This window comes from Streptomyces sp. NBC_01622, from assembly GCF_045209635.1.
In the GTDB taxonomy this organism is placed as follows: Bacteria; Actinomycetota; Actinomycetes; order Streptomycetales; family Streptomycetaceae; genus Streptomyces.
The window spans coordinates 11,255,610-11,278,382 of sequence record NZ_CP109293.1; the positions used below are offsets into that span (position 1 = coordinate 11,255,610).

Consider the following 22,773-nt stretch of genomic DNA (forward strand, 5'->3'; position numbering starts at 1 on the left):
GTCAGTGCTCCTCGTCGGCAGACATGTCACAGGGGGTGGCGCAGGCCCCGCGCCGGGCCGTCGCGCAGGCGTCGATCGCCTCGACGATGGTCTGGTAGCCGGTGCACCGGCACAGGTTCGAGGCGACCACCTCGCGGATCTCATCCTTGCTCGCCTCCGGCCGCTCGCCGAGGAACCCTTCGGCGAGCATCAGGAACCCGGGCGTACAGAATCCGCACTGCAACGCGTGGTGCTCGGTGAACGCCCGTTGCAGATCGTTCAACCCGCTGTCACCGTCCGACAGCGACTCGACCGTGCGGATCCGGGCCCCTTCGGCCTGCGCCGCGAACATCAGGCAGGCGCGGACGGGCCGTTCGTCGACCAGAACCGTGCAGGCGCCGCAGATGCCGTGCTCGCAGCCGACATGCGTACCGGTGAGCCGCAGGTCGTGCCGGAGTACGTCCACGAGGGTGCGACGGGGCTCGGTGATCACTTCGTGCTGCTCGCCGTTGACGTCGAGGGCCATGAGCTGGAGTGGCGGATGTGTCACCACGGGGTCGGTGTTCATGAGGACAACTCCAGGCTCGGAGCGCCGTTCAGGGCGCGGTGCACGGTCTCGGGGGTGATCGGTGTGTGGTCGAGTTCGACGCCGGTCGGGCGCAGCGCGTCGTTGACGGCGTTGAGGACGGCGGCGGGTGCCCCGATCGTGCCGCCCTCGCCGGCCCCCTTCGCGCCGGTCTCGGTGAACGCGCAGGGTGTCTCCAGGTGGTGGATCAGCACGTCCGGGATCTCCTGCGCGGTGGGCACCTTGTAGTCCATGAAGCCGGTCGCCGACGGTTCGCCCTGGGCGTCGTACGTCACCTGCTCGAACAGCGCGCCCGCGATGCCCTGCGCGATGCCGCCACGGCACTGCCCCTCCACGACCTGCGGATTGATGGCGACCCCGCAGTCCTCGACACACACGTACCGCAGGATCTCCACCTGCCCTGTGTCCGCGTGGAGTTCGACGACGCAGCCGTGGGTGGCGTTGGAGAACGTGCCGTCGTTGAAGACGTCGAAGGTGGCGGTGACCGACAGGCCCGGTTCGATGTCCTTGGGCAGCAAGTGCGCCTGGAGATAGGCGATGTCGGCGATCTCCTCGTAGCGGAGGACGTCTTGGGCGTTGCGGCGGCGGGCCGCACCGTCCGCCAGCTCCACCTCGTCCGGGGCAGCTCCCCAGCGGGCGGCGGCGATCGCGCGCAGTTTGTCGCCGAGTTTCGCGGCGGCCAGGCGTACGGCGCTGCCGCCGATGGTGATGGAACGGCTGGCGAAGGTGCCGAAGCCGTAGGTGATGCGGTCGGTGTCGCCCTGATGGAGCCGCACCTTGGCGATGTCCAGGGCGAGTTCGTCGGCGACGATCTGTGCCATCGTCGTCTCGTGGCTCTGTCCGTGGTTCATGGTGCCGGTGGTGAAGGTGACCGTGCCGCTGGTGTCCATCCGTACTTCGGAGATGTCGAAACCGGGCACCACCTTCATCTTGCGCTGTGCGAAGGCCGCCGAGCCGTAGCCGGTGCGCTCGCTGAAGCACGCGTAGCCGATGCCCAGGTGCCGGCCCTCGGCCGCCGCCGCTGCCTGCTTCTCGTACCAGCCCTCCTCGCGCACGAGCAGCTCGCAGAGGTTGAGCGACTCCAGGTAGGAGCCCGGGTCGTAGGTGATGTTGTTGACGCCCGTGTACGGGAAGTCGGTGATGACGTTGCGGCGGCGGATCTCGACCGGATCCAGGGCCAGTTCACGGGCGGCGCGCTCGAAGAGCCGCTCCATGACCATGACGTACTGCGGCCGGCTCACCCCGCGATACGGCCCGGTGGGCGCCTTGTTGGTGGTGACCGCACGGCCCCGCACCCGGTAGGCGGGCACCCTGTAGACGCCGGGCATCTCGGCGGACGCCATCAGCGGCTCGATGCCCGCCGTGAAGGGGTAGCAGGAGTAGGCGCCCATGTCGCAGACCACGTCCGTGTCGAGCGCGAGGATCCTGCCGTCGGCATCGAAGGCCGCGCGGGCCCGGTAGTGCTGTTCGCGGGCGAGGAAGGAAGCGGTCAGGGCGTCCTTGCGGTCCTCGATCCACTTCACCGGCCGGCGCAGGCGCAGCGCGGCAGCGGACGCGGCGATCTCCTCGCGGCCGACCACGCACTTCTGGCCGAACCCGCCGCCCATGTCGGGGACCACGACCCGCACGGCGCGCTCGTCCAGGCGCAGACAGCGGGACGCCACCGTCCGTACCTGGTGCGGGATCTGGGTGCAGGTGTGCAGGACGAGCTGTTCCTCGCGGTCGTCCCAGTGGGCCACGGCGCCCCGGGTCTCCAGCGGCAGCGCGTTCTGCCGTCCGGTCCTGGTGTCGACCTCGACGACACAGGGCGCGGAGGCGAAGATCCGGTCGATACCGTCCGTCGCGAAGAGCGAGACGTCCACGAGGGTGTTGTGCGCGGCCTCGGTGTGGACGAGCGGGGCACCGTCGGCGAACGCCGCCTCCTCGGACATGACCGGGGGCAGCGTGACGTACGAGACCTTCGCTGCCTCCAGGCCGTCCTCCGCCGCGTACGCGTCCCGGGCCACGACGATCGCGATCGGCTCACCGACGTAGCGGACCTTGTCGCGGGCCAGGACCGGCATCGCGGTCGGGACGAACTCCGAGAGCGGGCGCCCCAGTTGAGCGACGATGTCGCCCAGCTCCAGGTCCTCGGCCGTGAACGCGGCGACGACGCCCGGGATGTCGAGGACCGCCGACACATCCACCGAGGCCAGTTCCGCGTGGGCGACGGTGCTGCGCACGAACTGGGCGTGCAGCATGCCGGGAAGTGCGATGTCGTCGACGAACCGGCCGCGCCCGGCGAGCAGTCGGGGATCCTCGCGGCGGCGAACGGCCCTGCCGACCAACTTCCGTTCGTTCATGGGGACATCGCTCATGGAGACATCGCTCATGAGGACACGGCCTCCTCGCAGGCGCGGCGGACCAGGGTGCGGACGAGTTGCCTGCGGTAGTGCGTGCTGCCGGACGCGTCCGCGGGCGGCTCCACGGCCTGCGCCGCGGCCGACGCACAGGCCTCGAACGAACCGCCGTCCGCCAGCACGGCCTCCGCCTCCGGCACCCGGACCGCCGCGGATGCCACCCCGCCCAGCGCGACCCGCCCGGAGCGCACCTCGCCGCCCTCCACATCGAGGTCGACGGCGGCGGCCACCAGGGCGAAGTCCCCGCGCCGCTCGGCGAATTCGGTGAGCGCGGCGTGTGGCGCGGGACGGGGGAAGACGATCTCGACGAGGATCTCGTCCGGGTCGAGGGCCGTCGTGTAGTAGCCGAGAAAGAAGTCCCGGGCCGCGATCGTGCGCTCTCCCCGCGGCCCGCGTGCCACGAACTGCGCGCCGAGTGTCGTCGCGAGCAGGCACCACTCGGCCGTGGCGTCGCCGTGCGCCATGCTGCCGCCGACCGTGCCCCGGGTACGGATCGGGAGGTGCCCGATCCAGGTCATGGCCCTGTTCAGGACCTCGAAGCCCGCCTCCAGCACCCCGGCCGGGTCTCTCTCCACCGTGTGGTGGGTGGTGAGCGCCCCGATGCGCAGTGCGCCGTCGGCGTCCCGGTGCATCCGGTCCAGTTCCCGCAGGCCGGCTATGTCGACAAGGTGCCCCGGCCGGGCCAGCCGGTAGTTCATCATCGCGACGAGACTCTGTCCGCCGGCGATGACCTTGGCGTCGTCGCCGAGCTCGGCCAGCAGCCGCGCGGCACCGTCGACGTCGCGGGCCCGGTGGTACTGGAAGGGGGCGGGCTTCATGGTCCTCCGTATGGTGGCTGGGCGGCCCGGGAGGGCCGGGGTTGACTCAGAGCGCCGCCTGCTCGGCGATGTCCAGAGGTGCGCGGGCCGTCGGCCTCTCCTCCTCGTCGGCGTCCAGGACCCGGCCCTTGGTCTCCGGCGCCGCGAACGCCATCCACACGACGGCCAGCAGCACCGCGACCCCCAGGACCGCGAAGGTCGTCGCCAGCCCCAGCGCGGGCCACATGAGCGAACCGAACAGCAGCGGGGCGAATCCGGTGAGCGCCCGGCTGACCGAGGAGGCCCAGCCGAAGCCGCTGGCCCGGAGCTCGGTGGGGTACAGCTCCGACGCGTAGGCGTACAGGACGGGAACCGTGAGCTGGATCAGGAAGCCGAAGACGGCGATCGCCACGACGGACCCGGTCGGCATCTTCATCACCAGCGCGAACACGACCAGCGCGGCGGACGCGATCGGCGCCGAGACCCCGATCAGCCACTTGCGGCCGACGATGTCGACGAGCGCCGTGGACACCAGCACCCCGATGATGCCGACACCACTCATCAAGGTGGTCTTCATGAATGCCGCCGTGTCACCGAGACCCTCGTCCTTGAGGATCGTCGGCATCCAGCTCAGGGCCGCGTAGTAGACCAGCATGATGGTGGCGAACAGCGCCCAGGCCGCGGAGGTGATGCGCGGGCTGAACTTCCATACGCGGCGCAGCTGTTCGACCGCGGCGGCCACTCCGCGCGGACCGGTCTCGGCGACGGGCTCCGGGATCGTGTACAGCACGGCCGGAGCGCCGGTACGGGCGACCAGGTCGTCGATGACCTGCCTGGCCTCCGTCTCGCGGCCCTTCTTCGCCAGGTAGACGGGCGACTCCGGGATTCCTCGGCGCGCCCAGAACAGCAGCAGCGCGGGCAGCACCATCGTCGACAGCATCCACCGCCAGCTGCCGTCGACCGACAGCAGCGCCGTCGACACGAACCCGCACAGCGTGACGCCCACCGGCCACCACACATCGAGCCCGGTCAGCACCCGGCCCCGGTACTTGCGCGGCGAGAACTCGCTCACCAGCGCGTAGTCCACGGGGATGCAGCCGCCGAGGCCGATGCCCGCGAGGAAGCGCAGCGCGAGGAAGACCGGGTACGTGGGTGAGAGCGCGCCGAGGACGGAGAACAGGGCGAAGACCAGCAACGTGACGCTGAAGGCCTTCTTCCGGCCGATCCGGTCCGCGACCGAGCCCCAGGCAATGGCACCTACGGCCATGCCGACGAGGTTGGCGGTCGCGACGTACCCGCGTTCGCTCAGCGAGAGGCCGAAGTGCTCGCCCACGAGCGGCATCAGGAAGCCGTTGAGGGCGATGTCGTACGCGTCGAAGAGGTAGCCGAGGCCACCGATGATGAAGATCTTTCCCTGGACGGACCATCTCCAGGGCAGTTCCTGAACGATCTGATCGCCTGTTTTCACGTTCGCTCCACGGTGTTGCGTGTCTGGTACGTGCCGCACGATTGCGGACGTGCTTTTTCGCGGGGCTCCGGTGTGCGGACCGGATGGTGCGTGCAGGGGGTGGCAGTCCTGAGGGGGTTCAGCGGGCGAACTGGTAGGAGAACGCGCCGAGATCCGGGTCGTTGAGCGGGGTGCCCGACCAGAGCCAGTCGTAGGACAGGTCCGACTCCCCGTCGAAGTTCCTCAACTTCTCGTCCCTGGCCCGCTGTTCGGGGCCGTCGGGCAGGTGGTAGAAGGTCTGGTTGCGCAGGGAGGCGTCCTGCACCATGCCGGCGTGTTTGGCACGCCGGTCGACGTAGCGGCGCAGCGCTCCCTCGACGCCGGCTGCCGTGACCGCGCCGAGTTCCTCGGCCAGTACGGCGGCGTCCTCCATGGCCTGCGAGGCGCCCTGTGCCTGGTAGGGGAGCATCGCGTGGCAGGCGTCGCCGAGGAGGGCGACCCGGCCGTCGGTCCACACCGGGTCGCGGCGCCGGTGGTGGAGCGCGAAGGCGGAGACGTCCTCCTTCGCCTTGGACAGCATGGCCGGCACCCGGTCGTCCCAGCCGGGGAACGCGTCCACGAGGTCCTGCGCGGTCGCGGACACACTCCACTTCGCGGCGACCTCATCCGTGCAGGGCACGCACGCCACGACGTTGAGGTACTCGCCGCCACGGATCATGTAGTGCACGAGGTGCCGGTCGGGCCCGTACCAGATGGTGCTCTGGAACCGGTCCACGAGCCAGCGCGTCGCCGGGTCGGCGGCGATCAACTCCCCTGGGATCAGCGCCCGGTAGGCCATCTCGCCGGAGAACAGCAGGGTGTCCGGGGCGCCCATCAGGTCACGTGTCCGCGAGCGGATGCCGTCGGCGCCTATGAGCGCGTCGCCGGCGTGCCGACGCCCGTCCTCGGTGACCGCGACGGGACGTTCGGGGTCGGTGCGGTCCAGGTCGACGACCTTGCTTCCGGTGTGCACCTGGACGACGGGGCCGGGACCGGCGGGGTCGACGCAGGCGTCCAGCAGGATGCGATGGAGATCGGCCCGGTGGTAGTGCCAGTAGGGGGCGTTGAACTGGTCCTTGACGCGCTGTCCCAGCGAGGTCAGCCCGACGATGCGGCCGTCCTGCCACCGCCGTCGCACCTGATCGAGCGGCTCGGTGTGGATGGCCTCCATCTGCCGCCGCAGTCCGAGCCCCATCAGCACCCGGCTCGCGTTGGGCGCCGTCTGGATGCCCGCGCCGGCCTCGCCGAGCTCGGACGCCTGCTCCAGGACGGTGACCCGTAGACCGCGCTGCCGCAGTGCCAACGCGGTGGTGAGCCCGCCGAGACCTCCTCCGACGACGGTGACTTCGTACGACTGGCTGGGCGCCACACTTCCTCCAACTCGCGTGCGGGTACGGGTGGTTCGGCTCGTGGGAGAGGGCCGACGCGGTCAGCGGTCGGTGAGCTTCCCCTCGGTGACGACCTCGACGTCGTCGACCGTCACGGTGCAGCCGCGCATCGCGATGTCGAGATGCGCGTACGACTCACGCCCCAGGACCGGATGCGGCCCTGTCGACCACAGGAAGTTGCCGGCGAAGGCGCGGGCGTCCATGCCCATCAGGTCGTCCTTGCCGTACATCGCCGTGGCGAACCAGTCGGCGGTACGCATCAGGCCCCAGCCCATGTGGGAGAGGCTGCGCGCCCACTGGTCCCGGGCGTCCTCGAAGAAGGTCGACAGCAGTTCGGCCTCGGCGCCGCCGGACACCTTCTCGATGTGCCCGCCCGCGATCTGCAGGGTGACGGGGGAGCGGACGTACTCCTTGAAGGGCAGCAGGATGTCGCCCTCGGCGAGCACGATCTGCCCGTCGGAGATCTCCGGCCAGCACAGCACCATCGTGCTCGGCCAGTGGTCCCAGCGGCCCGGATCGTCGGCGAAGCCGCACTGGAACTCCGGCTTCGATCCGGCGAGTTGGACGGTGAGATCGGTTCCCGCGTCCGAGGTGACCCGCATGACGGACGACCGCCTCAGCAGGCCGACGCCCTCCAGCACCTCCGCCTTGTCGCCCTCCTTGGGGAGGTTGCGGATCAGCACGTCGGGGGCGTCGCAGACGAAGATGATGCGGGTGCCGGCGCGCAGGATATCCTGCTGGACCGGCGCGTGGATGAACCCCTCGCGGGTCAGGTCGACGACCAGGTCGGCCGACTTGAGCAGGTCCTGCGCGGTGCTGTCGTTGAGGACGGAGACCAGTCCCGGGCCCGCGCCGGTGTGGGTGCTGGGCATCGGCGCGGGGCTGCCGCCCGGCACGGTCGCGGAGATGACATGCGCCCCGCACGCCTTGGCGGCGCCGAACGCGGCCGCGACGTAGTCGCCGCGGCTGCCGGGCTCGGACAGCACCACGACATGCTCGTCGCTGCGCAGCTTGCACAGCCGCAGCTCGCGGGTGAAGGCGTCGAGCAGGTCGACGGACGAAAGATCGAACACGGGCTTCTCCAGGTTTCGCCGAGGGGTGCCGACAGTGCTCTTCGGCGGCCTGCGGACATGGCGCAGGCACGCTCCGGGCACGGCGACGGGAGGGAGAGCGAACAGGGGGAGAGTGGAGGGAGACGGAGAGCGGAGGCAGGGTGGATCGACCCCGCGGTCATGGGTTGAGCAGCGGATTCGGGGCGGTGGGGTGCCGCCCGACAGAGATAATCCGAGCACGTACTATCTCGGCTTGGCAAGGGGTTGCGCGCCGAGTTAACACGGTTATTTCGTGACGGCCCGTCAGAGCGGACGCGAACTTCCGACCTGACCTCGGCTTCGCACACGCACCGCTCTGGGGTGCTTGCCGCCGCGGGTGAACTGTGGGGGCGGCCTCAGGTCTGTCGGGTCTGTGAGGCCTGTCCGGAGTCGTGGCCGAGGTGGTTCGCTCCGAGGTCTCTCTCGCGAATGCCTCGGGGGCATGTCCTGCGGGGAGTGCCCGTTGAGTCGGTGCTGAGCGCCGGAGCGTGAGGGGGTGCCCGCGGAGGCCGTGGAGCTGCTGGAGTCGTCGCACCTGCTGCCCGAGTGGAAGGTGTTCTACTGGGGCGAACGCGGCCTCGAAACCGAACACCGGGGAAAGGGCCTGATCGCTTAGCCTCTCCTGGCGTGCGCACGACAAGAAGACTGTCCGTTAACGGTGGTGGCAACGAGCGCCAACACCTTCGCGACCTGGAACGACGATTCCTCCTGCACGAAGAAGGACTCGACGACCTCGGTGTGCCGGGCCACGCTGACCATCGGCCCCGCCTGGATCGCCGACAGTGACGACATCGACTCCGACAAGGTCGCGGGCGTCTGGCAGGTCGACGCCATCGTCAAGGCGAACGACGGCGACTACTGGATCTCCGACCACATCGCCGAGTACAAGGTCAAGCGGGCCGCCCGGCTCACCACGGTGATCGCACCGGAGAAGGTCGCCAAGAACGCCAAGGTGACGGTCACGGGCAAGCTGTCGCGGGCCAACTGGGAGGACCGCAAGTACCACGGGTTCCCCGGGCGGCAGGTCAAGCTCCAGTTCAGGAAGAAGGGTGCCGCCCACTACGCCACGGTCAAGACCGTCACGACGGGCAACACCCGGCAACTGACCACCGAGGTGACCGTCACCTCGGCAGACAGCTGGCGCTGGTACTTCTGTGACTTCGCGATCTAGGTGACCGAGTGGCTGGTGAGCCGTCGTCGGTGGTGGGCACGTCTGGCCTGTGCCTGGTCGAGCCTGTGCCAGATGGAAGATCTGTCCAACTGGTGCCCGCCCGTTCCAGCCACGGCGTTGATCACCGATGCCGGGCGGAGCCGGTTCTCAGCCCTGGGACTCGATCTCGGTGTCTGCGACGGCGATGGCGACGCCGAGAGCCGTGGCGATGTTGCCGGCTGCGGTCATGACGCGGGCGGTGCCCACGATAGGCGCGATGGCGACCAGGACGTCCTGCAACTGGTCGGCGGTCAGGCCGGTCTTGAGGGCGGGGTCGATATGCGCCACGTACGAGATCGGCGGGGCGTCCGAGGCGGCAAGCGCGGCGATACGCGTGAGGATGAGCAGGTCCGGGGTCATCCCGCATCGCTCGATCGAGTCGACCGTCATGGCGGCGAGGGTGTCAAGGACAGGTGTTTCCGATGAAGTGGACATGTCGTATAACCTCCTGGTGAGATTCGACCCCGAGAGACAACAGACGGAAGGAACCGAGTTCCGCGAACGAGGGATCCCCTCCACGGTAGAACGCTTCCGGGCCTCGCGCGCGGGGGCGCATGGTCCGTCGCGTCGGAGAGAAGCTCCGAGCGTCCGGCCGTGAGGACGTCCGATCTCGCGCTTGGCCTCAGAATGGGCGTAATCGACTCTTCTCTTCCGAAGGGGAGACACCCATGAAGGACCTGAAGTTCGAGCAGAAGCGCTCTCTGTCGCGCTTTGAGGCTGCTGACCAACTCACGGCACTCGCAGCCGTACTGAGGGAAGGCGGGGATGTCGAACTGGAACTCGGCCTCGGAACGCTCAGCCTGCGGATCCCCGACGACCTGCGCAGCGAGACAGAGGTCGAGATCGGTAATGGGGAGATCGAGCTGGAGATCGAGTTCAAGTGGCCGACCACGCCGCCCCGCACGACGCCGTCGCGAACGGTCGCAGCCACGAAGAAGGCCAGAGGGGCCAAGAAGGAGCCCGCCGAGCCCGGCCGAAGCAGCACGCGCACCAGCAGGAGCAAGAACACCAAGCGGTCCGCGTCGAAAGCGAACTGAGGCATCCGTCACCGACTCCCGCGGCAGCGGACGAAGGGCCGGCCTGGAAGGAAAACCTCCTGAGCAGGCCCATCTCCCGTGGTCCATCGTCGTCCGCATGGAATCCGCCCGGGCCATGGCGCGGGCCAGGCCGAACGCGGCGGCGAAGTAGTCGCGGGCGCGTGAACGGCCGTACTCGTCAAGTGCGTTGAGGAAGATGCCCACTCTGCCAGTGGCAGGGGTGGCGGGCAAGGCGGATGGTCGGCTGTCGGGGGACAGGAACCGGGAACTCGACAACAGCCGCATCAGAACCTCTCGGTGATGCTGGATCACACGGTGACGATCCGTCATGCTGCCGTGAACAGGGCCTGGTTGCTGGGGCGTTTGGTGAGCCGGCCGCGTCCGAAGCGGTCTCCGGTACGGACGGGGACGAAGCCCCGGGAGCGGATCGCAAGGGGTCACCTTCTCTGGACAGTCCGTATATAGGCTATGTAGAGTACGAGTATGGGTACGCCGCGTATGACCTTGCAGACTCAACTGGTGCTGCGGGCTTTGCTGGAGGACCCTGCCAGGCAGCGGTACGGCCTTGAGCTGTGCGAACTGGCGGGACTGCCGTCGGGCACGATCTATCCGATCCTGGCCCGGCTGGAACAGGTCGGCTGGTTGGAGAGCAGTTGGGAGGACCCGGCTGTGCACGAGGCGGAGGGGCGCCCGCGCCGCCGCTTCTACGGGATTACGCAGGACGGTGCCGAAGCAGCCCGCGAGGCCCTGGCGCGCGCCTATCGGTCCCGGAAGCAGCCCTTGCCGGGGTGGGTCAGTGCCCACCAGGCCACTGGGGGAGGGGCGTCATGAAGAGGCAGCGGCGGTTTCCGCCGTCCTCAACCGCGCGGACAGACCTGACGCCGACCCTTGAGGGCGTCATCGCCGCAGTCCGCTCGCGCCACCCGGACTCCGGCGCCGGTCTGCTGGAACGCGCCTATGCCGAGGCTTCGATCTGGCACACGGGGCAGAGGCGCCGCAGCGGTGACCCCTACATCACCCACTGCCTTGCCGTCGCCGCCATCGTCGCCGAGCTTCGCATGCCTCCGCCGGTGGTGTGCGCGGCGCTGCTCCACGACGTGGAGGACACCGCCTGCCCGCCGCAACGAATCGCCGATCAACTCGGCCAGGAGGTCGCCGACTTGATCGCGGCAGTTCGCACCGCCGTGGTCTCCGCGCACCCGCAGACCGACGAAGGCGCCATGCTCGCCTCCGACGCCGCCGCTCCGTCATGGGAGGCGGCCGCACTGGCCATCCGGCTCGCAGACCGGCTCCACAACATGCGCACCATCGCGTTCGTGGCCCCAGCCAGGCGGCTCCTCAAGGCGCGTGAAACCCTTGATGTCTTTGCACCCGCGGCTTCCGCAGTGGGACTGGAGACGGTCGGCCGTGAACTGCAGGATCTCGCCTCAGCAGTCCTGCAACTGGCAGTGTCTTCCTGCGCCGTCACCGGCCGACTCCTGGCCGTCCTCACTCTGCTGCTGCCGTCACAGCAACGAGCGCGCTGGCAAGAGGAATGGAGCGCCGACCTGGCGGCCCTCACCACCCGCCGCGCCCGCACCCGCTTCACACTCCACGTCCTGCTCGGCGCACCCCGACTCTCCATGACGCTGCGCCGTCCTGCCTCTCAGGAACAGCGATGACGAGCGGGGCGGCGCGGCGGGGGGCCGCCCTCGGGACACTGGCCGCATTCGCGATGGCCATGGTGCAGGGAGGGCTGACCGCCTGGGCCGCCGGAGCTCTCGCCGCAGGCGGCCTCTTAGTGGTGGCGGCAGTGCTCTTCGTCCCCAGCGAGACACCAGCCCGCCGCCTGGGCCGCCTGCTCCAGGCCTGGCACGGCTCCACGGCCGGTGCCGCCGGACCCGAACCGAGTCACCGGTCGGCGCCTCCCACCGTCACCCGGGACGGGCTGTGACGGCCAACTGGTGGGCAGCAAGGCGAGCACGGACAGCGCGGCGGCAGTCGTACGGGCGGCGGGGGAGAAGCGCTCGATGGGGTTCCCACTGACGCACAGCCGAGCACTTACGCAGCCGCGTCGTAGGCGGCCCGCAACCGGATGTCGCTGTCGGTCCCGGAACGTGGAGTGCCCTCGGCGAACACAGCCAGCCGCAGCACGACATAGCGGCCGATCCCGACGAGCGCGGTGGCGGACAGGTACACCGTCTGCTGCAGGACGAGTCCGGCGTCGGGGCGGAGCGCGGCCAGCGCGCCGACCGCGGCGGACGTGACCAGCCAGCCGAGGGTCATGGTGGCAGCGCTCTTCAAGTGGCCGGCCAGACCGGGCCGTCCGTGGCGGAACGAGACGCGGGCGTGCAGCTCGGTGGCAACTACGGTGGACACGACGGTGGTCAGCGCGTTCGCCACCGTCCACGGAATGCACTGCGAGAGCAGGACAAGAGCCGCTGAGGCCGCCAGGGTGAGCACACTGCCCAGCCCGGCGAAGCGCCCGAAGGCCACCGCGTGCCTACGGATCAGGCGCAGGCTGTTCATGGTGATCCCCTCCCTGGCCGCTGCCCCTGGCGGGGCCGTCGTCGTCATGCCGCACAGCGTGACTGCCTCGCCATTCAGCGCGGTTTCAGGGCGTTCTCAGGGGTGCCGGAGGTGGTGAAACCGGTGTGGCACCGGGAACGGGGAACCGGGGTCCCTCGGCACGCGGGCCGGGACGTGTGGAGACATGGCGGCAGCAGAGCTTCGGGATGCGTGCGCCGGACGCCGCAAGTCAGCCGGTGCCGTCGCCCGGGCCGGCCGCCTGCCAGCCGGGCATGGTCACTTCCTCGTCACGCAAGGTCCCCATGGGTACCGCTTGGGCGGGCCCGTCGGTCACCCGCAGCTGGTGAGAACGGTAGTCGTCATTCGCGTCCTCGACAGTGAATCCGGCAGACGCCAGGATCGCGGCCATCGCCTGCATCATCGCGGCCGCGATCTCGCTGGAGTGACACAGGACGGGATCGTCGAGCAGCCGAAAGCGGAAGGCACCACTCGCGCACTCTCGCAGGCGCGGACCCGAACATCCACTCAACTTGCCTATGTCCCCCCGTAGCCGGGCGGAGAAGGCACTTGCCCCGAAGCGGAAACACTCTTCGGCGGCCCGGTGTGAGCCCACGGCGGCCGTCACGGTCGTACGGCTCGATACCTCTCACGCCGGGGCAGGGCCCGAGAGGCATCACGGTTCTCGGGCCCCGCGCCCCGCGCCTGCCCGAGCAGCGCGGCCCCGAGCGGGGTCAGCGTGTGCAGGACCGTCGGACCGATCTGCCGGCTGGTCGTCAGCCCGGCGTCACGCAGCACCGAGGCGTGCCGGCTGGCGGCGGACTGCGAGATGCCCACGACCCGGGCGAGTTCTCCCGTGGTCAGCCCGTCTGCGACGCATCGCAGGACCCGCGCCCGCGTGCCCCCGAGCAGTGCGCCCAGCGGCACGTGTTCCGCGGGGAGTGCTCCCTCGGGCACCGCAGGGTGGTTGAGCGGGTACGAGAGCACGGGCGGCAGGCCGTCGTCGGCCAGGGCGACCGGCGTTCCCCACGAGAAGTACGTCGGCACGATCCTCATCCCGCGTCCGCGCAGATGGAGATCGCGGTCCGTCCGGTAGTCCACCTCGAGGACCGGCGGGCGCCAGCGGAACCGGGGCCCCAGGCTCGACAGGAGCTCCTCGACGCCCCCGGCCAGCAGCGCGCGGGCAAGCAGGGCGCGGTGCGCGACGATCCCGCCGGCCACGTGTTCCGTGAACGGCGCGACGGCCACCTCGTGGTACCGGCGGATCAGCTCGGTCAACTCCCGGCGCTCGGCCCCCTGATCCAGCCGCAGCGCCCAGGACGGCACCGGAGAAACCTGGTCCAGGAGCCGTAACTCGGCGCGCACGTCCCGTCCGGGCATACGGAGGATGCCGTCGAGGGCCGCGCTGATCCCGTCCTCGGACTCCGGCGGCGTCAGGAAGTCGGGCAGGTACGGCCCGAGGGCGTACAGCGGGAAGAGCACCGTGCGCACGGGCCGGGCAAGCCCGGCCGCGTCCAGGTCGGCCCGGACCGTCCGGTGCCAGGCCGCGAACTGCCACCGGCCGCCGCGCGACTGCAGCCGGTGGAGTGTCGAGAGCACTTCCCACATCTGGTCGGGCTCCGCGGCGACGCGGACACGGGCGAGGTCGACCTCGGTGAAGTGAATACGGAGCACGCGATTCCCCCCGGAGAGCTCCACATTTGCGCTCAGGCGCAAGAGTGTGTCGCCGTTGACGAGACCCTGCCAAGGTTCCGCCAGGCCAAGAAGGCGCCGTGGCCGAATCCGACGTTCGACCGCCCGAACCAGGAGGAACTCGCGTGTTTTCGAAGAGAGCCAAGGCGACCGCCGGCACCATCGCGGCCCTGACCGCCGGAGTCATCGCCCTGAGCGCCAGCCCCGCGTCGGCGAGCGGTACCTACAGCGGCCTGGCCTACGTCTACGGTGCGGGGGTCTTCACCGACGACTGGGACAACGAGGGCATCGTGGACACCAGCCACAACACCACGTCCAACGCGACCTGCCTGTGGCAGAAGGTCCTGTGGGCCGACGGCGAACTCACCGCCTCCGACATCGACGGCGACTTCGGGCCCACCACCAAGGCCGCGACCGCGAGGTGGCAGACCAAGTTCCAGGTCACGAGCGACGGCTCGGCCGGGCAGAACACCTGGACCGCGGCCGGCAACTGGCTGCGCAACTCGTCCAACGGATTCGATGGCACCGTGGCCCGGTACATCGGCACCGAGTTCATCATCGACGTCACGCGCGACAGCGACGGCTACTACCACTTCCTGGACGGCGCCGGCGCCGGCCGCATCGCCGGATACAACTACCGCACCTGCTAGGCAGTCCCCGCGAGGACGGGGTCGGCCGTGCCAGGACTGCTCGGCGAGCTGTGTGGCGGCAGTGGATCAGCCGACGTTCGCCTGGGAGAACGTGTCCGTGACGAATGTGACGGCGACGATCACGGACCAAGGGCGACTCAGGTGTAGTCGGTCGCCCGCCGCCGGTCCGTGATCGTCACGGACACGGCGGCCGCACCCCAGAGCGTCGCCGTGGTCTCCTGTGCGGGTCAGTGCACCAGTTTGCGGCACAGCAGGGCCGCAGGGCCCGGTGAGCTGCCGGTGCGGGTGGTGTACGCGATGCCCGCGGCATACTCGTCGTCCGCGCACTGGCCCTTGTAGTCGCCGACGGCGAAGTCACCGCCGGCGGCGTCGCCGGGCCGGTTGTCGGAGCGGTCGAACCACACCGTGTGTCCCGCTCCCGCGAGTGCGGTACCGGCGGGAGCGCAGAGGGCGGCCGATGTCCGCACACCCCGGTGGCTGTAGCCGATGAGGAACTGGCCCTGGGCGCACTGGAGTTTGGTGTATCCGGAGGCCCAGTCGCCGCCCTGGGGGACGTTGCGTTCGTCGGTGACGACCGTCTGGGCGCCGTCGGCGGCGCGCAGGTTACCCGCGGTGACGTCCGTGCACAGTCCTCGGCCCGAGGTGTGCCCGAGACCGATCAGCCGCAGTCCGTCCGGGCAGGCCGCCTTGGAGGCGCCCGGGTCCCAGTCGCCGGTGGCGCGCACCCGCACGGACTGGACGTAGTCGCCGTGGTCGGTGGCTAGCATCTGCCAGCCGGGGACCGGGGCGACCGGACCGCTGAGCGAGGCGGTGGACATCAGCCGCTGCCACCCGGCGGCGCGCCAGTCGGCGTCGTCCAGGAGGCCGTGCCGGGTGCCGTCCGTGTCGTAGCGCAGCAGGGCCCAGTCGTCGTGGCCCTGCCAGCCGACCAGAGGCCAGTAGGCGAAGTCGGCGTCGTGGTCGGCGAAGTAGTCGGTGACATTGCCGAACCAGGTGCGTGCCGCGGCGTTGGTCTCGCCCGCTCCGATGCCGAACTCGCTGATCCACACGGGGGCGGTGTAGTGCTTGCCGTTGTCCTGGGAGACGAAGAACGCCTCGTCGTAGAGGGCTTGGAACAGTTCGTCGCGGCTGAGGTCCTGGTAACGGGGGTCACTGGTCTCGCCGATGCCGGTGGCACCGCTGTGCTGAGGGCCGGTATAGCCGTAGAAGTGGGCCGAGTAGACGAGTTTGTGGGTGGCCACCAGGGTGTGCGACAGCGTGCGCGCGGGGGTGAGCAGGGGGCGGCCGTGGGCGAAGCCGTCGATGGGCAGGCCGGTCCAGTTGATGCCCTCGATGACGATGAGCAGGTTCGGGTCGGCCTCGGTGAGGATGCGGTCGGCGGCGAGTTGGGCGGCGGCGTACCAGTCGTGCGCGTCGCCGCCGCCCCAGTTCGGGTCGTCCCAGACGTCACGGCGTACCTCGTTGTAGAGGTCGGCTCCCACCACACGGGGGTCGGCGGCGTAGCGGCGGGCCATGAAGACCCAGTCGTCCGCCCACTGTTGGGTCGACTGACTGCTGTTCCATCGCTCGTTGCCGTCGATCCCGCAGCACCAACGGGAGGTGTTGGTGTGGTTGTTGAGGATGACGGCGAAGTCCGCCGACGTCAGTGCGGAGACCACGGCGTCGAACACCCCGAGCGGCGTCCGGCCGCGCAACTGCGGGTTGGCCGCCACCGCGGCGTCCGGTACGGCGGTGGTGTCGTGGATCATCTCGTTGGAGAACGGCAGCCGGATGCTGTTGATGCCCAACTTGTGGAAGTCGGCGATTAGTTGAGCAAGGGGCACGCGGTCCAGGCCCAGGGGGATGCCGTAGGAGTTCTGCCCGGCGTGGTGATTGGCGCTGTCGGCCTCGCTGCCACTGCCGGTCCAGGAGCCCTGGGAGCCGTCCCAGTTGGCCGACTTCAGCCGGAAGCGGTTGCCGTTCGCGTCGACGATGTAGCGCCCGCGTGTGGACAGGGGTGGCTGCCAGGAGCTCTCGGCGGCGGGCGCGGTGGGGGTCATCGGGGCCGCGGAGGCTGCCCCCGTGGACGGGAACAGCAGGGAAAGGCCCAGCACGAGTAGTGTCAGGTACCGGACAAGTTTGGTCATGGGGTGCCCTCCGTGCAGATCCCGATCCCGACAGACGGCAGCGCTCTCGAAGTCCCGCAGCAGCCGTCCGGGGACACTACCCGTGACCTGCGAACCCGTCGACGGACAAAGCGCGCACTCGATTTGCGCCCGCCCATGCCCGGCCAAGAGACACGCGGAAACGCTGCGCCTTCCCGGCCGGGCGGACGGACAGGTCAGCGCAGTCCGGCGAAGAGATCGTTCTCGGGTACGGCCGTACCGGTTGCGTCCTGGACACGTACGAAGGTCTCGATGCCCATCAGCTCGCCGAACCTCTCCTTGCCCATCTTGAGGAAGAAGATGTTGTCGCCCTGACTGGCGTGCGCGGCCAGCGAGTCGAACTTCTGACCGCTGAACGCGGTGGCGTCCACCCAGGTGGTGATCTCGTCGTCGGGGAGGCCGAGCTCGGCCATCGCGGCGGCCTCGGCGGGATCCGGCTCCGGCATGTCGGGGTGGAACTCGCGCATGATCTCGCCGAACCGCCGCATCATCGAGCGGGGCATCGTGGTCCAGTACACCTTCGGTGTCAGCTCGGTTGCCATCTCCAGCGCCGCCATCGTGATGCGGTGGGCCTGAATGTGGTCGGGGTGGCCGTAGAAGCCGTTCTCGTCGTAGGTGACGACCACATCGGGCCGGTAGTGCCGCATGAGGTCCGCGAGCCGGGCCGCGCCTTCCTGTACGGGGGTCTGCCAGAACGATCCGGGGGCGTCGTTGCTGGGCCAGCCCATCATTCCGGAGTCGGCGTAGTCGAGCAGTTCCAGATCGCTGATCTTCAGGACCTCGCAGCTCGCTTCGAGTTCTTGGCGGCGCATCAGGGCGACCGCCGCCGGATCGTGGCCGGGATCGCCCGGCTTGACACCTCCGGGTCCGTCACCGCAAGCGCCGTCGGTACAGGTCACGAGCACCGTGCGGATGCCTTCCGCCGCGTACCGCGCGAGAACCCCCCCGGTTGTCGTGGCCTCGTCGTCGGGGTGGGCGTGTACCGCCATGAGCGTCAAGGGCCGGTCGGTCATGAGAAGTCCTCCAACAGAAAATACGTCGCGGTCCACGGAGCGTGGCGGGTGTACCACCATCCTGGGGCCCGAATCCCGGTGGGGCGGACGACCTCGCGGTCTCCGTGTTCCCCGCCCGTACGGCGCCGGGCCCTCGGCCGATGCAACCGCGCCGACCGGACCGGCTGTTCCCGGCGTGGCCGATTGGCTTTCCGGGCGTCGGCGTTTTTGACGCGCGGAAAGCCGGCGTGTGAGCGCCGGGGGCTCTGTGACACCGGTCCGGGACAGTCTCTTTATGATCACCGCCGCGAGGGTCAGTGCGCCTGCGCCGAGCGGCCGCCGCCGTGAGCGGGTTGGCAGGGGCCTCGGGCGGGCCGCGGGCTTGCGTGTCCGACGGGCTTTCGTGCGCATCCCTGGAAACTGTCAGGCGCCGTGGTGCAGCAGGCCCAGAGTCAGGGCAGCCGCCGCGGTGGCGAGGAACACGATCCCGCCGACGATGTTGCGGGAGCCCACCCGCACGTGGGCGATGATCGCGCCGATGAAGTACAGCACGAGCCCGGAAGCGGCGAGGGTTCCCAGGAGCGGCACGGCGAGCCCGGCCAGCAGTCCCACGGTGCCCGCTGCCAGCAGCATGCCCAGCACCGGTACCCACTTCCGGGGTATGCCCTTCAGGTCCGCCTGCGTCTTGGGGTATTCATGGCCGATCAGGTAGGTGACGGCGGCGGCACCGTTGAATACCGCGCCGAGGAGGGTGACCGTGAGGTAGGCGGCGAACACGTTTTCTCCGGTTCCGTGGGGACAGCGTCCTGGGCACCCCGTTGCGGGATGCCGATCTCCTGGACGACGAACCGGCGCCCCGGTTTTGTGACATCGATGGGCAGCGGCCTCGTGTGCCGATGACCTCGATCCCCGCAGTCCCGCAGCTGTCAAAGGAGGGCGCGGGCGGCGGCGTAGACGTGGCTGCTGTCGCCGAGTGGTGTCGCTTCGATTCCTACGTAACCGTCGTAGCCGGCCTTTTGGAGCCAGGCGAGTTCCGTGGCCCAGTCGACGGTCCCGGTGCCGAATTCGTGGCGGCCCGGGATGTCGGCTGCCTGGACGTGACCGATCAGCGGCATGGCGTCCTGGATCTCGGCTCCGAGGGGCTCGCCGTTGAGGATGGCGTGGTAGCGGTCGTAGAGGAAGCGGACGTTCGGGAGGCTGACCGCGCGCAGGAGGGAGAGTGCCGACCGTGAGTCGGAGAGCAAGGCATGGGGACCCTCGTATGCGCGATTGACGACCTCCACAAGCAGTTCGAGGCCTTTCCCGCTGCTTTCCTCTCCCGCCCGTGCGAGCACCTCGGCCGTGTTGCGGAGCTGGGTGGTGGGCTCGATTCCTGGGACGACGTCCCCGGCGAGGACCACGAGCCCCGGTGTGTTCAGTTGTCGGGCCGCGCCGGCGGCCGCCCGGACGCGGTTGAGGAACTCGTCGTGCGACGACGGGTCGCCCAGGTCGCACTTGTCCCGCCATGACTCGACGCACAGCGTGATCAGGCGTGTGTCGGTGGAGTCCAGGGCGCGGGTGAGGCGGGGCAGGTCCTTGTCCCACCACTCCCAGATTTCCACCGCGCGGAACCCGGAGTCGGCCGCGGCGCGTACGCGGTCGTCGAGTGGCCGCTCGTTTTCCAGGAACATCAGCTCGACGCAGGCGGAGAAGTCGATCACGGGCGGGCCGCCTTCCTCGCCACAGCCGTTCCGGCTCGGAGGGCGGCGACCGGGTCGGCTGCCTCGTCCAGTTCGATGAGTACGGTGTCGGCGCCCGGGGTGCGGGACATGGCGTCGGCCCAGCCCTGCCAGTCGACGATGCCGGTGCCCAGTTCGGTCATGTAGGGCTGCTGCTGGGTGAAGACCGTTTCGTCGATGGTGAGTTCGACGTCGATGGGCTTGACCGCGTCCTTCCAGTGGGCGAGAGCGATGCGTGGGGTGTGGCGGCGGGCCACCGCCACCGGGTCGCCGCCACCGAGGGCGATGTGGCAGGAGTCGGGGCACAGCCAGACGTAACGCGGGTCGGTCAGGGCCATGAACAGGTCGATGTCCCGCTCGTACCAGAGCGTGCTGTTGGACTCCGTGTGGAAGGCGAGCTTCACACCGAGATGCGATACGGCCTCTCCGACCGCGTGCGCGATGTCGGCCATGCGCGTCATGTACGCGGCGTCGACGAAGAAGGGCGGTCGCGTGCCGAAGGTCGTCCGCATGGGCAGGCCGGCTACGAGGAGTTCCGCGCCCACGTCGGCGAGGAAGGCCGCGCGGCGTTCGCCGTCGGCGACGATCGCGGGCAGACTGGCGCCGTCCCGCCAGCCGGGGGCGTCACTGTCGGCGATGAACGCGCTGACGACGGACAGCCCCCGGGCCGCCAGTTCGCGGCGGAAGGCGGGTGCGCTGCCGAAGGCCCGCAGGGCCGACTCGATGTCGCCCGGCGCGAAGGTCAGCTCGATGCCCGTGACACCGGCCTCGACCAGCGCGTCCATCACCCGTGCCCAGAAGCGTTCGGGCTGGGCCAGGGCCAGGTCGCGCACGGCGTCGGCGGAGGGGAGGTCCCAGAAGTCCGGGTGGTAGAAGGTGATCACGTCGGTGGCGAAACGCGGTGTCGTGGCGGTCATTCGGTGCCTCCGCGGGCGTTGTAGACGACGATCCCGTCGGCCGCGTCCACGGCCTGGCGGTAGTTGCGGAACACGGCCAGCGCCTCGTCCCGGAGCACGTCTCCTACGACTTCGATGCCGCGCGCCTCGAACTGCTCGGCCCAGTCCGCGCCGAGGGGGCCCTCGTCGAACGTGGTGATCTCCTCCAGCTCCGGGCCGTCCCCCGCGACCACGAGGCCGCGCACCCCGGACCACATCGTGGCGCCGTAACACTGGACGCAGGGGCGCCAGTTGACGACGAGCTCGTGGGCGGGCAGTCCCTCGGCGCCCAAGTCCCAGCTACCAGTGGCTGTTTGGGCAAGGCCCAGCGCAACAACCTCCGCGTGTGCGCTGGAGACGCCGGAGGTGAGGACGACGTTCACGCCCACCGACACGATCCGGCCGGTATCGCGCTCGGCGACGAGGGCCGCGAACGGACCGCCGTTGCCCTCCCGCCAGTTGCGGTCCGCGAGCCTGTGCACCAGCCGCATCCGGTCCTCGCGGCCGGGGACGACGGCGGGCACGTCGGCCAACTCGTCGTCGATCCAGGCCGGCAGCGCCACGCGGTACTCCTTGACTGTGCTGATCACGGTCGAACTTCCTTTCAGCGCGCGGCGAGCGGCGCGGTACGGGTGGCAACGGCTCGGGCGGCCCGTACGGCGGTCACCGCGCCGGTCAGGGTGACGTTGGCGGCCATCGGGGTGGGGATCACGCCGTTGCCGGCGAGGTACAGGTTGTCGTAACCCCACACCCGGCCGTCCGGGTCGCACACGCTGGTCCCGTCGTCGGCGGTGCCCGAGCGGACGGTGCCGGTCAGGTGGAGAGAGGACCCGGGCGGCAGCAGTGCGAGTTCGGTGGCGGGGTCGAACGGGCCGAACTCCTCGGCCAGTGAACGGACTTCGGCCAACGCCCGGTCGATGAGCGCGCGGTCGGCGTCGGAGTAGCCGAACTCGACGCGGATGCGCGGCAGTCCGGCGAGGTCGGTCTCCGACTCCGAGAAGACGAGGCGGTTCTCGGGGCGCGATTCGACAGGGGCGTACAAGGTGAGGCCCACGGCGTGCGCGAGAGGGCGGCCGTCCCCGTCGACGTACGTCCGGTTCATGATCTGCCCGTGGAAGGGCTGTGCTGTCCCGTTCTGCGGCAGCCAGAGCGAGTCCGTGCTGAACTCGCCGGTGCGCGGCAGGGGCAGGTCGTCGAGGGTGATGCCGAACCGGTCCAGGTCGAGCAGTACGCGGGCGGTGATGAACGCGTGTTCGTTGAGCCGGCGGCCCAGGGCTGTGGGGCGGATGCCCGAGGCGAACAGCAACTGCGGGGTGCGCAGTGCGTCGGCGCACACGATCACGGTGTCCGCGTGGAGTTCGGTCTCCGTGCCGTCGGCGACGCGGCGCAGTCGGGCGCCGCTGACCCGGCCCGCCGAGACGAGCAACCGGGTGGCGAGCGTGCCGGTCAGCAGGGTGAACGCCGGGTCTCCGCCGGAGGCAATGGGCGGGAAGATCGTCCCCGGCGCGGTGCGCGGCATGGGGCCGGCTGCCGTCGGCTTGACGGCCATGGGCATGGGCTGCGGGCGCCGGTCGGCCGGCGCGGTGCCGTCGTAGCGCCTTCGCAGTACGTCGAGGACCAGACGGCCGACCTCGGTCGGGCCGATGGGGGAAGGAGTGACGGCGAGCAGTCGGCGCGCGGTGTCCAGGTCCGCCGCCCATCCGGCCGGGTCGCCGAAGTCGAACACCTCGTCTCCGGCGGGCCACGGGGTCGCGGCGGTCCAGTGCACGCCCATGCCGCCCGCGTTCCACGCCAGTGCCGTCGCGGGCATCGCCTCGGCGTCCTCGCCGAAGGCCAGCGCGTGGAACATGCCGGGCGTCAGGCCGGTGAGGCTGTCCGCGGCCTCGCGCACCACCTCGGCGCCGGTGTACATGCCCTGGATGCCGCTGACGACCTGTTCGTTGTAGCGCGACCACAGGACCGGGTCGTCGACGTCGTGCAGGTGCAGCCCGGGCCGCTCGCCGATGACGCTGCCGCCGTCGACCATGGTGATGTGCAGCCCCGGATCGCTGTCCCGCAGCAGCCGGGCCACGGCGGATCCCATGATGCCGCTGCCCACGACGAGGACGCCGGTGCGGGGGGTGTCGGTCACAGAGGAACTCCAAAGTCGTCTGGTGTGGGGGGA

At 69.9% G+C, this 22,773-nt stretch carries 23 protein-coding genes; 6 read left to right on the top strand and 17 right to left on the bottom strand.

Annotation, left to right across the window (positions count from 1 at the left end; translation table 11 throughout):
- Position 1: 1 nt before the first annotated feature.
- The 6 genes from OH768_RS51985 to OH768_RS52010 form a co-directional block, all read right to left on the bottom strand.
- Positions 2–547 (bottom strand): (2Fe-2S)-binding protein, encoded by a 546-nt coding sequence (locus OH768_RS51985; protein ID WP_406464533.1) that lies wholly within the window; start codon positions 545–547, stop codon positions 2–4.
- Positions 544–2,937, bottom strand: a complete 2,394-nt coding sequence (locus tag OH768_RS51990) for a xanthine dehydrogenase family protein molybdopterin-binding subunit (RefSeq protein ID WP_406464535.1) — start codon at positions 2,935–2,937, stop codon at positions 544–546. Before OH768_RS51990 ends, OH768_RS51985 begins: the two co-directional genes overlap by 4 nt.
- Positions 2,934–3,782, bottom strand: a complete 849-nt coding sequence (locus OH768_RS51995) for an FAD binding domain-containing protein (RefSeq protein WP_406464537.1) — start codon at positions 3,780–3,782, stop codon at positions 2,934–2,936. Before OH768_RS51995 ends, OH768_RS51990 begins: the two co-directional genes overlap by 4 nt.
- Before the next feature lie 46 nt (positions 3,783–3,828).
- Positions 3,829–5,229, bottom strand: coding sequence for an MFS transporter (locus tag OH768_RS52000; RefSeq protein WP_406464539.1), 1,401 nt, complete (start codon positions 5,227–5,229; stop codon positions 3,829–3,831).
- A gap of 118 nt (positions 5,230–5,347) precedes the next feature.
- A complete protein-coding gene (locus tag OH768_RS52005; RefSeq protein WP_406464540.1) occupies positions 5,348–6,616 on the bottom strand; it encodes an FAD-dependent oxidoreductase in 1,269 nt (422 codons plus the stop codon).
- A 60-nt stretch (positions 6,617–6,676) separates the two neighbouring features.
- Entirely contained in the window at positions 6,677–7,708 is a 1,032-nt protein-coding gene (locus OH768_RS52010; RefSeq protein WP_406464542.1) for a hypothetical protein, read from the bottom strand.
- Between the two features lie 679 nt (positions 7,709–8,387).
- On the opposite strand from OH768_RS52010, the gene OH768_RS52015 reads away from it, so the two are divergent.
- Complete coding sequence (locus tag OH768_RS52015) at positions 8,388–8,897, top strand: hypothetical protein (protein WP_406464544.1); 510 nt, start codon at positions 8,388–8,390, stop codon at positions 8,895–8,897.
- 147 nt (positions 8,898–9,044) lie between these two features.
- Here the strand turns inward: OH768_RS52015 and OH768_RS52020 are convergent, their stop codons facing one another.
- Complete coding sequence (locus tag OH768_RS52020; RefSeq protein ID WP_359611152.1) at positions 9,045–9,371, bottom strand: carboxymuconolactone decarboxylase family protein; 327 nt, start codon at positions 9,369–9,371, stop codon at positions 9,045–9,047.
- Positions 9,372–9,604: 233 nt separating this feature from the next.
- Here OH768_RS52020 and OH768_RS52025 point away from each other — a divergent pair, with 233 nt between their 5' ends.
- The 4 genes from OH768_RS52025 (at position 9,605) to OH768_RS52040 (ending at position 11,906) form a co-directional block, all read left to right on the top strand.
- Entirely contained in the window at positions 9,605–9,973 is a 369-nt protein-coding gene (locus OH768_RS52025) for an amphi-Trp domain-containing protein (RefSeq protein WP_406464545.1), read from the top strand.
- Between the two features lie 483 nt (positions 9,974–10,456).
- Positions 10,457–10,804 (top strand): PadR family transcriptional regulator, encoded by a 348-nt coding sequence (locus tag OH768_RS52030; RefSeq protein WP_406464547.1) that lies wholly within the window; start codon positions 10,457–10,459, stop codon positions 10,802–10,804.
- Positions 10,801–11,634, top strand: coding sequence for an HD domain-containing protein (locus tag OH768_RS52035; RefSeq protein ID WP_406464549.1), 834 nt, complete (start codon positions 10,801–10,803; stop codon positions 11,632–11,634). The genes OH768_RS52030 and OH768_RS52035 overlap by 4 nt, the downstream gene beginning before the upstream one ends.
- The gene (locus OH768_RS52040) at positions 11,631–11,906 is read left to right on the top strand and encodes a hypothetical protein (protein WP_406464551.1); all 276 of its coding nucleotides are present in this window, start codon (positions 11,631–11,633) and stop codon (positions 11,904–11,906) included. The genes OH768_RS52035 and OH768_RS52040 overlap by 4 nt, the downstream gene beginning before the upstream one ends.
- Positions 11,907–12,013: 107 nt before the next feature.
- Here the strand turns inward: OH768_RS52040 and OH768_RS52045 are convergent, their stop codons facing one another.
- The 3 genes from OH768_RS52045 to OH768_RS52055 all read right to left on the bottom strand — a co-directional run bounded on the left by OH768_RS52045 (position 12,014) and on the right by OH768_RS52055 (position 14,152).
- Positions 12,014–12,529, bottom strand: a complete 516-nt coding sequence (locus OH768_RS52045; protein ID WP_406464552.1) for a hypothetical protein — start codon at positions 12,527–12,529, stop codon at positions 12,014–12,016.
- Between the two features lie 181 nt (positions 12,530–12,710).
- A complete protein-coding gene (locus OH768_RS52050) occupies positions 12,711–12,890 on the bottom strand; it encodes a hypothetical protein (RefSeq protein WP_406464554.1) in 180 nt (59 codons plus the stop codon).
- Between the two features lie 212 nt (positions 12,891–13,102).
- A complete protein-coding gene (locus OH768_RS52055) occupies positions 13,103–14,152 on the bottom strand; it encodes an ArsR/SmtB family transcription factor (RefSeq protein WP_406464556.1) in 1,050 nt (349 codons plus the stop codon).
- A gap of 143 nt (positions 14,153–14,295) precedes the next feature.
- Here OH768_RS52055 and OH768_RS52060 point away from each other — a divergent pair, with 143 nt between their 5' ends.
- Positions 14,296–14,820: a peptidoglycan-binding domain-containing protein gene (locus tag OH768_RS52060; protein WP_359611141.1), complete on the top strand. Its 525-nt coding sequence runs from the start codon at positions 14,296–14,298 to the stop codon at positions 14,818–14,820.
- 227 nt (positions 14,821–15,047) lie between these two features.
- On the opposite strand, the gene OH768_RS52065 is transcribed toward OH768_RS52060, so the two are convergent.
- The 7 genes from OH768_RS52065 to OH768_RS52095 form a co-directional block, all read right to left on the bottom strand.
- Positions 15,048–16,946, bottom strand: a complete 1,899-nt coding sequence (locus OH768_RS52065; protein WP_406464557.1) for a glycoside hydrolase family 5 protein — start codon at positions 16,944–16,946, stop codon at positions 15,048–15,050.
- 194 nt (positions 16,947–17,140) lie between these two features.
- Positions 17,141–17,977: a PIG-L family deacetylase gene (locus OH768_RS52070; protein WP_406464558.1), complete on the bottom strand. Its 837-nt coding sequence runs from the start codon at positions 17,975–17,977 to the stop codon at positions 17,141–17,143.
- Positions 17,978–18,379: 402 nt separating this feature from the next.
- Positions 18,380–18,733 carry a DoxX family protein gene (locus OH768_RS52075; protein WP_406464559.1) on the bottom strand — a complete coding sequence of 118 codons (354 nt, stop codon included), beginning with the start codon at positions 18,731–18,733 and terminating at the stop codon, positions 18,380–18,382.
- Positions 18,734–18,882: 149 nt separating this feature from the next.
- A complete protein-coding gene (locus OH768_RS52080; protein ID WP_406464560.1) occupies positions 18,883–19,656 on the bottom strand; it encodes a TIM barrel protein in 774 nt (257 codons plus the stop codon).
- Positions 19,653–20,591: a sugar phosphate isomerase/epimerase family protein gene (locus OH768_RS52085; protein WP_406464561.1), complete on the bottom strand. Its 939-nt coding sequence runs from the start codon at positions 20,589–20,591 to the stop codon at positions 19,653–19,655. The genes OH768_RS52080 and OH768_RS52085 overlap by 4 nt, the downstream gene beginning before the upstream one ends.
- Positions 20,588–21,199, bottom strand: a complete 612-nt coding sequence (locus OH768_RS52090) for a nucleoside deaminase (RefSeq protein WP_406464562.1) — start codon at positions 21,197–21,199, stop codon at positions 20,588–20,590. The genes OH768_RS52085 and OH768_RS52090 overlap by 4 nt, the downstream gene beginning before the upstream one ends.
- A gap of 14 nt (positions 21,200–21,213) precedes the next feature.
- The gene (locus tag OH768_RS52095; RefSeq protein ID WP_406464563.1) at positions 21,214–22,740 is read right to left on the bottom strand and encodes a GMC oxidoreductase; all 1,527 of its coding nucleotides are present in this window, start codon (positions 22,738–22,740) and stop codon (positions 21,214–21,216) included.
- Positions 22,741–22,773: the final 33 nt, after the last annotated feature.

What these genes read in the sequence shown, in the direction of transcription:
- OH768_RS52040 (WP_406464551.1), top strand. Translation starts at nt 11,631, where the DNA reads ATGACGAGCGGGGCGGCGCGGCGGGGGGCCGCCCTCGGGACACTGGCC.
- OH768_RS52035 (WP_406464549.1), top strand. Translation starts at nt 10,801, where the DNA reads ATGAAGAGGCAGCGGCGGTTTCCGCCGTCCTCAACCGCGCGGACAGAC.
- OH768_RS52025 (WP_406464545.1), top strand. Translation starts at nt 9,605, where the DNA reads ATGAAGGACCTGAAGTTCGAGCAGAAGCGCTCTCTGTCGCGCTTTGAG.
- OH768_RS52050 (WP_406464554.1), bottom strand. Translation starts at nt 12,890, where the DNA reads ATGGCCGCGATCCTGGCGTCTGCCGGATTCACTGTCGAGGACGCGAAT.
- OH768_RS52070 (WP_406464558.1), bottom strand. Translation starts at nt 17,977, where the DNA reads ATGACCGACCGGCCCTTGACGCTCATGGCGGTACACGCCCACCCCGAC.
- OH768_RS52020 (WP_359611152.1), bottom strand. Translation starts at nt 9,371, where the DNA reads ATGTCCACTTCATCGGAAACACCTGTCCTTGACACCCTCGCCGCCATG.
- OH768_RS52065 (WP_406464557.1), bottom strand. Translation starts at nt 16,946, where the DNA reads ATGACCAAACTTGTCCGGTACCTGACACTACTCGTGCTGGGCCTTTCC.
- OH768_RS52030 (WP_406464547.1), top strand. Translation starts at nt 10,457, where the DNA reads ATGGGTACGCCGCGTATGACCTTGCAGACTCAACTGGTGCTGCGGGCT.
- OH768_RS52085 (WP_406464561.1), bottom strand. Translation starts at nt 20,591, where the DNA reads ATGACCGCCACGACACCGCGTTTCGCCACCGACGTGATCACCTTCTAC.
- OH768_RS51985 (WP_406464533.1), bottom strand. Translation starts at nt 547, where the DNA reads ATGAACACCGACCCCGTGGTGACACATCCGCCACTCCAGCTCATGGCC.
- OH768_RS51995 (WP_406464537.1), bottom strand. Translation starts at nt 3,782, where the DNA reads ATGAAGCCCGCCCCCTTCCAGTACCACCGGGCCCGCGACGTCGACGGT.
- OH768_RS51990 (WP_406464535.1), bottom strand. Translation starts at nt 2,937, where the DNA reads ATGAGCGATGTCTCCATGAGCGATGTCCCCATGAACGAACGGAAGTTG.
- OH768_RS52045 (WP_406464552.1), bottom strand. Translation starts at nt 12,529, where the DNA reads ATGACGACGACGGCCCCGCCAGGGGCAGCGGCCAGGGAGGGGATCACC.